Annotated in this window: 12 protein-coding genes; 4 read left to right on the plus strand and 8 right to left on the minus strand. The window is 39.8% G+C overall.

Features of this window, described 5'->3' with window-relative positions:
- Positions 1 to 45 precede the first annotated feature (45 nt).
- Entirely contained in the window at positions 46 to 444 is a 399-nt protein-coding gene (gene mutT, locus MTF66_RS16155; protein ID WP_054202559.1) for an 8-oxo-dGTP diphosphatase MutT, read from the plus strand.
- 362 nt (positions 445 to 806) lie between these two features.
- On the opposite strand, the gene MTF66_RS16160 is transcribed toward mutT, so the two are convergent.
- From MTF66_RS16160 to pmbA, 3 genes are all read right to left on the minus strand, one after another.
- Positions 807 to 2,879 carry a M13 family metallopeptidase gene (locus MTF66_RS16160; protein WP_248527659.1) on the minus strand — a complete coding sequence of 691 codons (2,073 nt, stop codon included), beginning with the start codon at positions 2,877 to 2,879 and terminating at the stop codon, positions 807 to 809.
- A 238-nt stretch (positions 2,880 to 3,117) separates the two neighbouring features.
- A complete protein-coding gene (locus MTF66_RS16165; RefSeq protein WP_054202561.1) occupies positions 3,118 to 3,597 on the minus strand; it encodes a DUF721 domain-containing protein in 480 nt (159 codons plus the stop codon).
- 109 nt (positions 3,598 to 3,706) lie between these two features.
- Positions 3,707 to 5,056: a metalloprotease PmbA gene (pmbA, locus tag MTF66_RS16170; protein WP_138569778.1), complete on the minus strand. Its 1,350-nt coding sequence runs from the start codon at positions 5,054 to 5,056 to the stop codon at positions 3,707 to 3,709.
- Between the two features lie 145 nt (positions 5,057 to 5,201).
- Between pmbA and yjgA the strand changes: the two genes are divergently transcribed.
- Both yjgA and hemN read left to right on the plus strand, forming a co-directional pair.
- The gene (gene yjgA, locus MTF66_RS16175; RefSeq protein WP_010390384.1) at positions 5,202 to 5,726 is read left to right on the plus strand and encodes a ribosome biogenesis factor YjgA; all 525 of its coding nucleotides are present in this window, start codon (positions 5,202 to 5,204) and stop codon (positions 5,724 to 5,726) included.
- Between the two features lie 116 nt (positions 5,727 to 5,842).
- A complete protein-coding gene (gene hemN, locus MTF66_RS16180) occupies positions 5,843 to 7,216 on the plus strand; it encodes an oxygen-independent coproporphyrinogen III oxidase (RefSeq protein WP_248527660.1) in 1,374 nt (457 codons plus the stop codon).
- A gap of 68 nt (positions 7,217 to 7,284) precedes the next feature.
- On the opposite strand, the gene MTF66_RS16185 is transcribed toward hemN, so the two are convergent.
- From MTF66_RS16185 to MTF66_RS16195, 3 genes are all read right to left on the minus strand, one after another.
- Positions 7,285 to 7,800 carry a DUF2489 domain-containing protein gene (locus MTF66_RS16185; RefSeq protein WP_010390378.1) on the minus strand — a complete coding sequence of 172 codons (516 nt, stop codon included), beginning with the start codon at positions 7,798 to 7,800 and terminating at the stop codon, positions 7,285 to 7,287.
- 12 nt (positions 7,801 to 7,812) lie between these two features.
- Positions 7,813 to 8,397, minus strand: coding sequence for a Der GTPase-activating protein YihI (gene yihI / locus MTF66_RS16190; RefSeq protein WP_138622901.1), 585 nt, complete (start codon positions 8,395 to 8,397; stop codon positions 7,813 to 7,815).
- 747 nt (positions 8,398 to 9,144) lie between these two features.
- Complete coding sequence (locus tag MTF66_RS16195) at positions 9,145 to 9,777, minus strand: cytochrome c (protein ID WP_010390373.1); 633 nt, start codon at positions 9,775 to 9,777, stop codon at positions 9,145 to 9,147.
- 281 nt (positions 9,778 to 10,058) lie between these two features.
- Here MTF66_RS16195 and yihA point away from each other — a divergent pair, with 281 nt between their 5' ends.
- A complete protein-coding gene (yihA, locus tag MTF66_RS16200) occupies positions 10,059 to 10,700 on the plus strand; it encodes a ribosome biogenesis GTP-binding protein YihA/YsxC (RefSeq protein WP_041709727.1) in 642 nt (213 codons plus the stop codon).
- On the opposite strand, the gene MTF66_RS16205 is transcribed toward yihA, so the two are convergent.
- Both MTF66_RS16205 and MTF66_RS16210 read right to left on the minus strand, forming a co-directional pair.
- Positions 10,701 to 11,219 (minus strand): DUF1285 domain-containing protein, encoded by a 519-nt coding sequence (locus tag MTF66_RS16205; protein WP_138622899.1) that lies wholly within the window; start codon positions 11,217 to 11,219, stop codon positions 10,701 to 10,703. It lies immediately after the preceding gene.
- Positions 11,216 to 11,803, minus strand: a complete 588-nt coding sequence (locus tag MTF66_RS16210) for a YceI family protein (protein ID WP_138622897.1) — start codon at positions 11,801 to 11,803, stop codon at positions 11,216 to 11,218. Before MTF66_RS16210 ends, MTF66_RS16205 begins: the two co-directional genes overlap by 4 nt.
- Between the last annotated feature and the right edge of the window lie 344 nt (positions 11,804 to 12,147).

A 12,147-nucleotide genomic window follows, 5' to 3' on the forward strand; every position in this document is an offset into this window, starting at 1 on the left:
AGCGACGCTTGCGTCGCTTTTTTTATGCTATTTAAGGGAGAGGTAATGACTAAAGTAATCATCAATGTTGCTGTGGGTGTAATTAAAAAAAATAACAATTTGTTTATTTGTAAACGTGCAGATGAGCAACATCAAGGTGGGTTATGGGAGTTTCCTGGTGGCAAAGTTGAAGCCGGAGAAAGTGTGTTTCAAGCCCTAAAACGTGAACTGCTAGAAGAAGTAGGGCTGACTATTCATAGTTCAAGCGAACTTATCACTATAGAGCATGACTATGGCGATAAATGCGTACGACTTAATGTGCATGTGGTCAGTAACTTTAACGGTCAAGCTCATGGCGCAGAAGGGCAACCAAGCGAATGGGTGGGCATAGACGAGCTTGATAACTATGATTTTCCTGCTGCTAATGTTGAGATTATCAGCGCCATAAAAACGAAATATAGCTAGGGTCTGTTGATCATTCAAGGTTAAATTTGCAGCAGTCTGTTTGGTATTTAGGTAAGGCAGAGCCTATGTGGTGTGGTTATTCCCCATAAATAGGCGATAACGCAGCATCAATGCCAAACAGTTGCTGCCCGAAGGGTTCTGCCTAGGGGCAATTTACTCTTTGTTGCTCGGTTTTTACTTAGCCCACTAGGTTACAAACCTCGCGCCGCGATTAAACCGCCCCTAGTTTGAACAAATTTTAATCCGCAAAGGTCAACAGACCCTAGTTTTATTATCAGGTATATAAGTAACTAAAAAGCCAGTGAACATGATGCTCACTGGCTTTTTATTTTGCGATTAGTTTAAGCTAATTTTAGCTTAAATTACCAAATTTTTACGCGATCTTCAGGCTTGATATACATTTTATCGCCCTCTTTAACATCAAACGCTTGGTAAAATTCTGGCATGTTCGACAAAATACCAATTACGCGATAATGACTCGGTGAATGTGAATCGGTCATTAAACGATTACGTAGCGCCTCATCACGGTATTTACGACGCCAAATTTGCGACCAGCCCATAAAGAAGCGTTGGTCGCCCGTATAGCCTTCAATAATGGGCGCTTTCGAATCACCCAGCGATAGCTGATACGCTTTATAAGCGACGGTTAAGCCGCCTAAATCACCAATGTTTTCACCCAGTGTCAGCTCACCATTAACGCTGGCATCTTCAAACGGTTTATATTGATTATACTGTGCAACTAAGGCAGCACTTCGCTGTTCAAACTGCTTAAGGTCTGACTCGCTCCACCAATTACGTAAATTGCCATCACCGTCGTATTTTGCCCCTTGGTCGTCAAAGCCATGGCCTAACTCATGGCCAATAACCGCACCAATAGCACCATAGTTAACAGCATCATCAGCTTCTAAATTAAAGAAAGGAGGCTGCAGAATCGCCGCAGGGAATACTATTTCGTTATTCACTGGATTGTAGTAAGCATTCACTGTTTGTGGAGTCATATGCCACTCAGAGCGATCAACTGGCTTACCTAATTTAGCAATCATATCTGCATAAGCCCATTCACTGTAGCGAATATAGTTACCTACCAGTTCATCAGGGTTAATCGCTAAATCTGAGTAATCTTTCCATTTATCTGGGTAACCAATTTTAGGGGTAAACTTATTGAGTTTTTCTTGCGCCGCCACTTTTGTTTCAGGGCTCATCCACTCAAGGTTTTCAATTGCCACTGAATAGCCTTTAATCACATTATCAACTAACTCTTCCATACGTGCTTTTGCTTCTGGCGGGAAGTTTTCTTTAACGTAGACTTTACCTAAAATTTCACCCAGTACACTGTTTGATGCATCAACGGCTTGCTTCCAAAGTGGTGCTTGCTCTTCAACACCACGCAACGTGGTGCTGTAAAAATTAAACTTCAAATCCACTAAATCTTTATTAAGTAGCTGCGCGTAATTACTAACAAAATGGAATTTTAAATAGTTTTGCCAAACAGCTAAGTCAGTATTGTTAAAAATCTCTGCAAATTTTTCAAAGTAACTTGGTTGGCGCACAATTAACTTTTGAACATCAACGCCAACTGCTTCGAAATAGGCATTTAAATCAAACTCACCCATTAGCGAGTTAGCTTCAGCTACCGTCATTTTATTGTATGACTTAGTTGCATCACGGCTTTGCACTCGGCTCCACTGTGCATCAGCAAGTGTCGTTTCAAGTGCTAATATCGCTTTGGCTGCATCAGCGGCATTATTAACGCCAGCTTTAGCTAAAATATCGGTGATATACGTTTGATAAGCCGCGCGAATTTTTGTGAATTTTTCATCATCTTTTAAATAGTAGTCGCGGTCAGGTAAACCAAGTCCCGCTTGATAGGCATAAAGCGCATTTTCACTTGAGTTTTTAGCGTCATTATTAACATACCAGCCAAAAGGAAGATCGCCACCTTTAACTTGTAGCTGTGCCATCAGTGTGACCAACGCGGCTTTATCTTTCACTGTATCAATGCTTTTAATAGCTGGCTCAAGTGGCAAAATACCTAACTCTTCACGAGCATTTTCAGCCATATAGCTAGAATAAAATGCACCAATCTTATATTCATCTGAACCTGGTTTTGCACTACTATTAGCACTGGCGTTTTCAAGCACTGTTTTCATTGCTTTTTGCGATTCATCATATAACTGTGAGAACGACCCATAGTTAGACTTGTCACCTGGAATCTCAGTTTTTGCTAACCATTGACCATTAACATGGTAATAAAAATCATCCTGTGCACGAACACTTTTATCCATATTTTGTAAATCAACACCTAGCGCACCAGGAGCCGCCACCGGTGCAGTTACTGTGGTTGATTCTGCTTTCATTTGTTGTGGCTTTTCGCCGCAGCCAACCAAACCTAACGCCAATGCAATACTGGCGGCAGTCATTGTTATTTTTTTCATAAGAATTCCGTATATTAATTAGAATAAATACGCATTTCATTAAGATTTGATAACTCAAAAAAACAACAATAGGATGCAGTCTATTACCTGCTTAATGAAATACGCATCAGCTACAACCTAATTTAGGAAGCACTAGCTAAGCATAATAAACCTGATTTAAATAACAATAAAATCGAATATGTAACAAAGTATTTTGCGTTTGTTCAAAGCGTGAAAAAGAGCCTAGCATGAGGGCTAGCTAGGGCTTACTTTTGCCATGTAATGCTAAGCGCTGCAGCTTTTCTTTTAATGAAGGAGGAGCAGAATCGGCGATCGCATTCAAATAATCAGCCGTTTGCTCACTCATTTTAAGAGAGTTAGTCGCTTGGCTATCTGTCGCTTTAGGACGATTACTTAATCGTTGAGTTGCTTGTGGATTGGCGGTAATTTTTATTTGTCCAAGCTCTGCCATACCTGCGGCTCTAAAATGAGACTGCATATCCATTTTTAAATAATTAAGCCTAAGAGCAATAGGAGCTGAAACAGCTTCTATCATCAGTGTGCCGTCACGATAATTACTTACTCGACATTTATCGCCTAGCTTAGGCCCTAAAAAATCGCGTAACAGTTGTTGCTGTGTATCCAATGCTTGGCTTTTTCCCGCATAGGCTGCTAAACGGTTGTTTAGCCCGGCCATAATGTCGGTTAATGGTTTTGGCGCATATCTATCTTTAGCCATATCACACCTTAAAAACCTCAAAGGAAAGTTTGCTTAAATTAAGCTTAATTTAAGCAAACAAAGTGGGTGTATACCAATTCGCTGAATTAAGTATTATTGTGGATGGGTATTAAGCACCCGCAATTTGCATTTGCTCAATCAGCACTGAGCCCGTTTGAATACCACCACGTCGCTCTATATCGCCACCAATAGCTGAAATACCTTTAAACATATCTCTTAAGTTACCAGCAATAGTTATTTCACTTACTGGGTACTGTATTTCACCATTTTCAACCCAAAAACCAGCTGCACCACGAGAGTAGTCACCAGTCACGGTATTTACACCCTGCCCCATAAGTTCAGTGACTAACAAACCCGTGCCCATGGTTTTCAATAGTGTAGCTAAGTCCTGATGGGTTTGCTCAACCAACCAGTTATGAATACCACCGGCATGGCCTGTTGGCGTCATATTCATTTTACGCGCTGCGTAGCTCGCTAATAAATATGTTTGCAATTCACCACCGTGTATTATTTCTCTGTCTAGAGTTTTAACCCCTTCGCTATCAAAAGGTGATGATGCTAACCCTTTTAATAAGTGTGGGCGCTCTGAAATATTAACGGTTTTGCTGAACACTTGTGTACCTAAGCTATCCAGTAAAAAACTGGATTTACGATACAGTGCGCCACCGCCTATCGCTGACACTAAATGGCCAAACAATGAGTTAGCAATATCGGCTCTAAAAATAACCGGCACTTTCATGGTACCTAGTTTTTGACTGTTTAGTTTAGCTAGGGTTTCTGCAGCGGCTTCAAGCCCAACACTTGCAGCATCTTTTAGCCCTGCTTGATCGCGGGAAATTGTGTAGGCTGAGTCGCGCTGCATATGCTCGCCCTCTTTGCCTATTACCATAGTGCTTATGCTATGGCGTGTTCTTGGGTAGCCTGCAATTAAACCATGACTATTGCCATACACTCGCAGCCCTTGGTGTGAAGAAAAGCTAGCACCATCAGAATTCACAATTCGCTCATCCGCATTTAATGCGGCTTGCTCAGCAGCATGACATAAATCAATCCCTTGCTCAGGACTTACATCCCAAGGATGAAATAAATCTAAATCTTTAGGCGAAAACTCAAGTAATTCTTTATCAGCAATACCATTACACGGATCATCTGAGGTGAATTTAGCAATATCTATGGCTTTTTCGACCACAGATCGCAATGTTTTTGGATTTAAGTCAGCCGTAGAGGCGGAGCCTTTGTTATTACCAACATACACGCTAATACCTAAACCACCGTCTTGATTAAACTCGATGGTTTCTACCTCGCCCATGCGCGTACTTACCGACAGCCCTGATGTGCTCGACATAGCAGCTTCTGCAGCAGTAGCGCCTAACTTTTTAGCATGTTCGAGTACTTCAGAAACGGCATCTTTTACTTGAGAAATTTGCGAATATATTGGATCTTGGTGTTGGCTTTTCATAAATTCTGTCCTGAGCCCTGAAGGCCATGTTGCACACATTTTTTATATTTAAATGCTAACACACTCACTGCACCACATCAGCTAATATTAATCACTAAAAGAATCGCGTATAATAGACAAAGTTATTTTTACTTAAGAGCACCCCATGGCGAAGAAAAAAGGCAAGCCTGCTGAAATTGAAGAAGAAATTATATATGTATCAAAAAGTGAACTTAAGCGCGAAGCGCAAGAGTTTCATCAGTTAGGGTCTGAAATTGCCAAAATGGGTAAAAAGCAGCGCGAACGCTTACCGCTTAATGATGACTTAAAAGAAGCAATGGTTGTTGCCGATAAAATTAGTAATAAAAGTGATGCATACCGCCGCCACTTAAATTACATAGCAAAAACCCTTCGTACAGTAGAAAACATTGAAGAAATTAAAGCGATCATTGATGTAATGCTTAATAAAAATAACCAAGCAGAGGTTATGATCAAAAAGATTGAGCAGCTGCGCAGTGATTTAATTGAGCAAGGCGATGACTTAATCAACGAAACAATTGAACAATACCCAGCTCTTGAGCGCCAAAAAATGCGCCAACTGGTGCGTAATGCGGCCAAAGAAGTAAAAGCAGAAAAGCCTGCGAGAGGCTACAAAGAGCTATTTCAGTATTTAAAAGACGCCATAATGTAACGCAGCCACGTTACATACTAAAAAGGTGCTACGGCACCTTTTTTTGTTGTAGATCAAACCCCCTTCCCCTTTCCTTTTTTACAATACGCAGCAACTTAAAAGATAAGGTGCGTGTGATGATTAAACTTCCTCAATGGGATCAAACTTTAATAAACAAATACAATGTATCGGGCCCGCGTTACACGTCTTACCCGACTGCACTTTCGTTAGCCGACGGCTATCAGCAACAAGATTTGATTAGCGCTATTGAATCATCGCAAACCCGTGCTTTGTCTTTATATATTCACATTCCTTTTTGTAGCCAGCTTTGCTATTACTGTGGCTGTAATAAAGTCATTACTCGCCATCAATCTAAAGCTGATACCTACCTAGATTTTTTAGCTAAAGAAATCGTGGCACAAGCGCCGCTATTTCAAGACTATCGGGTTGAGCAATTACATTTAGGAGGCGGTACTCCAACCTTTTTGACCGCAGCCCAAATGACTCGCTTAGTAAAGCTACTAGAGCAACACTTTAACTTTAGCGATACCTGTGAGCGCGGTATAGAAATAGACCCTCGCTCACTGGCTGACAATATGCTGATTGACTTAAGCGAGATGGGATTTAATCGTGTGTCATTTGGTATTCAAGACTTTAATGATCAAGTTCAGCTAGCTGTTAACCGCCCTCAACATGTTGATGAGGTAAAGCAGTTAATTACCCAAGCAAAACAATTAGGCTTTAAATCAATTAATGCAGATATGATTTATGGCCTGCCTCTACAAACACCTGAGAGTTTTAAGCAAACTATTGAGCAACTGATTGCTTTAGACCCCGACCGTGTTTCAATATTTAACTACGCTCATTTACCTGATCGTTTTGCCGCTCAACGTAAAATAAAAGATGCTGATTTACCCAGTGCCCATAATAAGCTCACTATGTTCAAAAATACCCTAGAGCAAATGACACAGGCGGGCTATCAATTTATAGGTATGGATCACTTTGCAAAAGTTGATAATGAATTGGCTATTGCTCAAAATAGCGGCCAACTTCATCGTAACTTTCAAGGTTACACTACCCATGGAGAATGTGATTTACTAGGCTTAGGGGTCTCGTCAATATCGCAAATAGGCACAGCCATACTACAAAATAAGAAAGAGCTAAAACACTATTACCAAACAATCGATGAGCAAGCAGGCAGTGCCATTAATAAAGGCATGCATTTAACCCAAGATGACCTTATTCGAGCGGATGCAATTAAACAACTTATTTGCCAGTTTGAGCTTGATATGAGCGTATTCGCGAACAGACATAAAATCAGCTTTAATGACTACTTTAAAGATGCCTTAGAGGCACTCGCACCATTAATTGCCGATGAAATGGTAACAATAGAAAACAACCTAATTAGCGTAACACCAAAAGGGAATTTATTTATTCGTATTATTTGTATGTGCTTTGATGCGCACTTACAAAAACAAATAAATGCCACTCGCTTCTCACGGGTTATATAATTTAAAAAATAGCGCGCATAAAAAAAGCAGACCTAGGTCTGCTTTTTTTATGCTGTAAAATTTAAGTGCTAGTTAAAAACCACGTTTTCGCTGCCTTGGGCTGCTTTAAACTCAACAATAATTTTTTTACAGTCAGCTTCAATTTCATCACTCAGTGATTCTTCTGCGCGCCAGCGTGCGGTATCTTGCTTAAAAATTTCTTTTTTAGCGTACTTTTTGCGCGAATCGTGAGTTGGCATTTCTTTTACCACGTCGTACATTTTATAAATGCCTGGGTATGCAGTTGTTAAGTCACGCTCAGTATCAAAACTATATTGCGACATCAGCACCCAAATACGTAAACAGCCCTCAGAGTAATCACATTGCTTTTCATTCATCGCACGTGCAATTAAATGAATACTATCGGCTAGCTTTGCATTACGTTTTAAACGCGACTGCTTAAGTTTTTGCTGTTGCTCTGCCTGTTGTTTGCTAATTAGCTTTTTTTGCACATTTAGCTTGTAGAGCAACTGACCCGCATAAAATGCCAAGCCCGCTATAATAGCAGCACCTACAACTAAGGCTAAGATCACTGCTGTACTCATTGCGTATCCTTATTACTTATCTTCGTCGTCATCTAGCCATTCATTAGCTAGGTCGTTTGATAGGTATTGATCAAAATCTGAATTACTTTCTTCATCACTGAAGTCATCTTCAAATTCTTCTTCATCTTCAATGCCTAATAACTTACACAGCACTTGGTGACGCGCTATACGGCTATTAAAGTATTTAGCATCTTTACCCGTTAGCATTTCACCTTGCTCATGACGCTCAACTAATTTAAGCAAGCGCTCATCATTTTCAAGCGCCTCTAATTCTTGCTCAGGCGTTAACTCAGGCTCAATCGCCTTTTTAAGCTCTGCTACAGGCTTAAGGTTACGTTTCATTTCGACTTTTGGTTCAGCGGCTGGGGCAACTAATGGTACTGCTTTTTTACTACCAACACGTTTGTCTTTAGCAGCCGAACCTGTTTTTTGAGTGTCATTACTCAATACATCAGGTGCATTACGTGAACCAGGCTTAGCGCCTTTGGTTTTCTTTACACGTTGCTCTTTCAATGCACGCATTTCTTTAAGCTTATCTTGGCTTAAACGAACGGGTCCATTTGATGGAATTTTACGTGACTTTTTCTTTCTACTCATATCTTGATCGTCTCACTTAAGAGGTTTTGAGCGAGGCGCAACTCAATGGGCATCGCGATGCTGGCCTAGCCAGAAGAATTCGGTTTGCGTTTTAGAGGTTGGGTTTCTCTATATACGCCAAAGCATATTTAGATGCTTTTTTTAAACGGGGGTATTGTAACAGGACAAATAAAAAGGCGGTAGAGAAAACATCTCTACCGCCTGCTAATCTGAGCGCCATTATATGGACACTTCTCCCTTCGACTTTTTAGTCTTTATTATTTTTATTATTATTTCTTTATCCGTATTATTATTATTTATCTTCCGTGTAGCATTCCATTTTGTTTTTATTATTAAACTTCCATGAGTTTTTATTATTTTCGGTCTTTCCTGACACTTTTTTGTTATTTCCTTTAGTAGCACTCTCAATGTGCTATTCAGTCGTGCCGCGCTACGATCCTTATAACGTTTTCCTATTTGTTATTATTGTTGCGACAGGGGTTAATTTACTCGTTAATAATTTTGTTACAACTAATTTATATCTTTTTTCTTATGTAAAACATAACAAAAGACGTTAAAAATCATAAATTACAATAAGTTAAATTGAAAAACAAAAATAAAATGAGACTTTTCTTACAATAGAGTATGGTCAATGTCTTACAAGTAAAGGGGCTTTATCGGTCATTGCAGAAACAAAAAAAGCAGCCAAGGCTGCTTTTTGTCTACTTAACATTGTATTATGTTAACAATATCTAAATAAATACGACTTTAGTGTAGGCCGCCAAGGTATTTAGATAATGTTTCAATGTCTTTATCAGTTAATTTCTGAGCAATATCTTGCATAACACCATTTAGGTCGTTATTACGAGTGCCATCTCTGAACTGTTCAAGTTGTGACTTGATGTATTCTGGATGTTGAAAAGAAATTTTTGGGAATTTAGCTAATGAAGAGCCATTACCACGTGGACCATGACAAGCCGCACATGATGGAATTCCGCGTTCAGCGTCACCCGCTTTGTACAACATAGCGCCTGTTTCTTGAACATCTTTAGGTGTAGCACCTTCAGACATATTCAAAGAAGCAAAATAAGCAGATAAGTCTTTCATATCTTGATCGCTCAATGGCATTGCCATACCGCTCATTACTGGATTCATTCGACCTTCTTTACCGCCCGAAGTCATACCTAATTTAAATTCAGTAAGTTGCTTATATATGTAATCTGCGTGTTGGCCTGCAATTTTTGGGTAGATGTTAACCGGCGCATTACCGTCTGGGCCGTGACAAGCCGCACACGTTGCTGATTTTTCTTTACCTGCGTTTACATCGCCATCAAATGCTGTTGCGTTGCTTGCTGACAACGCACCAAGCAATATAGTTAAAGATAGTGCTATTTTTTTCATGGTGAATTCTCTGTTTCCGACCCTGTATCATCTACAATATGGATGTTGTGATTTTTATATTCTACACGATATTAAATTCTCTGGCACGTTTTCTACACACATTAAACCTATAAATTATAGGGTTTTGAGTAAAATTAATCGCTAAGCCAGTTAAAATGTACCATCAGCAACGGTTTTACATGCTCAAATACACTTTTTAATAGCTACTTTATAGTATAAAATACGCGCCACGGGTGAATTTGGTTTACCCAATGTTATTTTTTTTAGTTTTAGGAGAGCCTGTGCTCAAATCTCGTATCAAGTATAACACTGCGTCTTTTGTTACAAGCGCGCCAGACATCACTAAATTACCTGCTGATACGGGAATTGAAGTCGCGTTTGCCGGTCGCTCAAATGCAGGTAAATCAAGTGCGCTTAATGCCCTTACCGATCAAAAGTTAGCACGTACTAGTAAAACACCTGGCCGTACTCAGCTGATCAACACATTTGAACTTGCCGATGTCGATGACATGCGCCTAATTGACTTACCAGGTTATGGTTTTGCGAAAGTGCCAATTGAAATGAAAAAGAAATGGCAAAAGTCGCTAGGCGAATACCTACAAAAACGTCAAAGCTTAAAAGGTATTGTGGTGTTAATGGATATTCGTCATCCATTAAAAGATTTAGACCGCGATTTAATTAATTGGGCTGTAGGTAGTGAAATTCCAGTATTGGCACTATTAACTAAAGCAGATAAGCTCAAGCAAGGTCCACGTAAATCACAGGTACTTAGTGTTCGTCGTGAATTGAGTGAATTAGATGGCGATATAACAGTTCATGCATTTTCATCACTTAAAGGCACAGGCTTACCAGAAGTCGCTAAAAAGTTAGATGAGTGGTACTTAGGTCCAATCGTAGCAATTCCACCTGCTGACACAGAGTAATTACCCTAAATAAAACCGCTCATTCGCGGAGGTAATAAAATAGCCGAGCTCATCTGTTTCGGCTATTTCAGCCCACTGATAAAACACATTTCTGGCAACTCGCGCAAAACAACCATAGGGTAATTGCATATAAGGCACTGCAGCGCCTTTGTAATTATTAATATATAGCGGCTCAGCACGACTTAGTAGCCAGGTACGCTGTAGATTATCAATACAACAAATAACATCGCCATCAGATGTCGACTCACGATGCCAACTTACAATAATAAATGGCGCATCCTTAGCCTCAATCGCAATTTTCTCTACTGGCGTTTTTAAATAAAACTGTCCATCTTCGCGGCACAACACACTAGCAAACAGTTTTATCATGGCTTGGCGGGTAATTTCACTACCCGCATAAAACCATTTACCTTGCTCGTCAATCAGCAGTGGCAATTGCCCGCAATGAGCAGGCTGCCATTGTTCAAAAGGTTTACTTGGCTCGCTTAGTTGCTTACTAAGTTCGTTAAGAGAAATCACTGTTTTTTAAAGGTCAGTGCAAAAGTAATCGGTACCGCAGTAGCAATCGAAGGTAAGCCGGCTAGTTTTTGTAACTGCATTATCCCTTCGGTGACTTTAAAGTCATCGCTATTAATAATGATAGGTGTAAATGATGCAACGCTTAAATCCCCGTTTTCCGCACTACTAACAAGTACATCAACTGCAAGTGGCTTTTTATGACCGTGAAAGTCTAGCTCGGCGCTAACACCTTTTAATACGTACTGCCCAGGCTGCTTAATAAGTGACAATTTATCAGATAAGTCAGCGGTTAATACTGCATTTGCAAAAGTGTCAGATTCAAACAAAATTTTGCTTAGGCGCTCGTTACGAATAGGAATAAACGTTTCAGCTGAGGTTAAATCAACATTTACGCTAAACTGACCTTGCTCACTCAATTGCCCTGATAACTGAGTAAAATGGCTTGCCTCAGCAATGCTATTTTTTTTAATTGAGACAAAACTTAATTGGCTTTTATCGTTGAGTAACTGCCAGTTTGCCGATGCAACACCTGAAACTAGTAAACATGATAAAGATAAACCTGCTACAGCTAACGTTTTAAACATAATGCACTCCTAAAATAAAAGATTTATACCCGAAAAAATAATACTTTGATCAGTCAAATTGAAAATCACTAATACGCTGAGTTAAAAAGAAAACGCACAGTAAACTGATGGTATCACTTGAAACGCTAAGTGCAATTAGAGAATAAATTTAACGCTTTGGAGTAAAGCTATAAAAAAACGGCCCATCAAATATATGATAGGCCGATATAGCAAACTGGGGAGAAGCTATCAATACGTTGCATCTTACGATGCATCATCAACAGGATGTCCTACAGGATGAGGACGGGCGGCACTTTACCAAAAGCAAGCGTAAAAATACAAGCATATTATCGATATTCGAAGCG

The organism is Pseudoalteromonas sp. 2CM39R (assembly GCF_023161845.1).

What these genes read in the sequence shown, in the direction of transcription:
- mutT (WP_054202559.1), top strand. Translation starts at nt 46, where the DNA reads ATGACTAAAGTAATCATCAATGTTGCTGTGGGTGTAATTAAAAAAAAT.
- MTF66_RS16160 (WP_248527659.1), bottom strand. Translation starts at nt 2,879, where the DNA reads ATGAAAAAAATAACAATGACTGCCGCCAGTATTGCATTGGCGTTAGGT.
- MTF66_RS16165 (WP_054202561.1), bottom strand. Translation starts at nt 3,597, where the DNA reads ATGGCTAAAGATAGATATGCGCCAAAACCATTAACCGACATTATGGCC.
- pmbA (WP_138569778.1), bottom strand. Translation starts at nt 5,056, where the DNA reads ATGAAAAGCCAACACCAAGATCCAATATATTCGCAAATTTCTCAAGTA.
- yjgA (WP_010390384.1), top strand. Translation starts at nt 5,202, where the DNA reads ATGGCGAAGAAAAAAGGCAAGCCTGCTGAAATTGAAGAAGAAATTATA.
- hemN (WP_248527660.1), top strand. Translation starts at nt 5,843, where the DNA reads ATGATTAAACTTCCTCAATGGGATCAAACTTTAATAAACAAATACAAT.
- MTF66_RS16185 (WP_010390378.1), bottom strand. Translation starts at nt 7,800, where the DNA reads ATGAGTACAGCAGTGATCTTAGCCTTAGTTGTAGGTGCTGCTATTATA.
- yihI (WP_138622901.1), bottom strand. Translation starts at nt 8,397, where the DNA reads ATGAGTAGAAAGAAAAAGTCACGTAAAATTCCATCAAATGGACCCGTT.
- MTF66_RS16195 (WP_010390373.1), bottom strand. Translation starts at nt 9,777, where the DNA reads ATGAAAAAAATAGCACTATCTTTAACTATATTGCTTGGTGCGTTGTCA.
- MTF66_RS16210 (WP_138622897.1), bottom strand. Translation starts at nt 11,803, where the DNA reads ATGTTTAAAACGTTAGCTGTAGCAGGTTTATCTTTATCATGTTTACTA.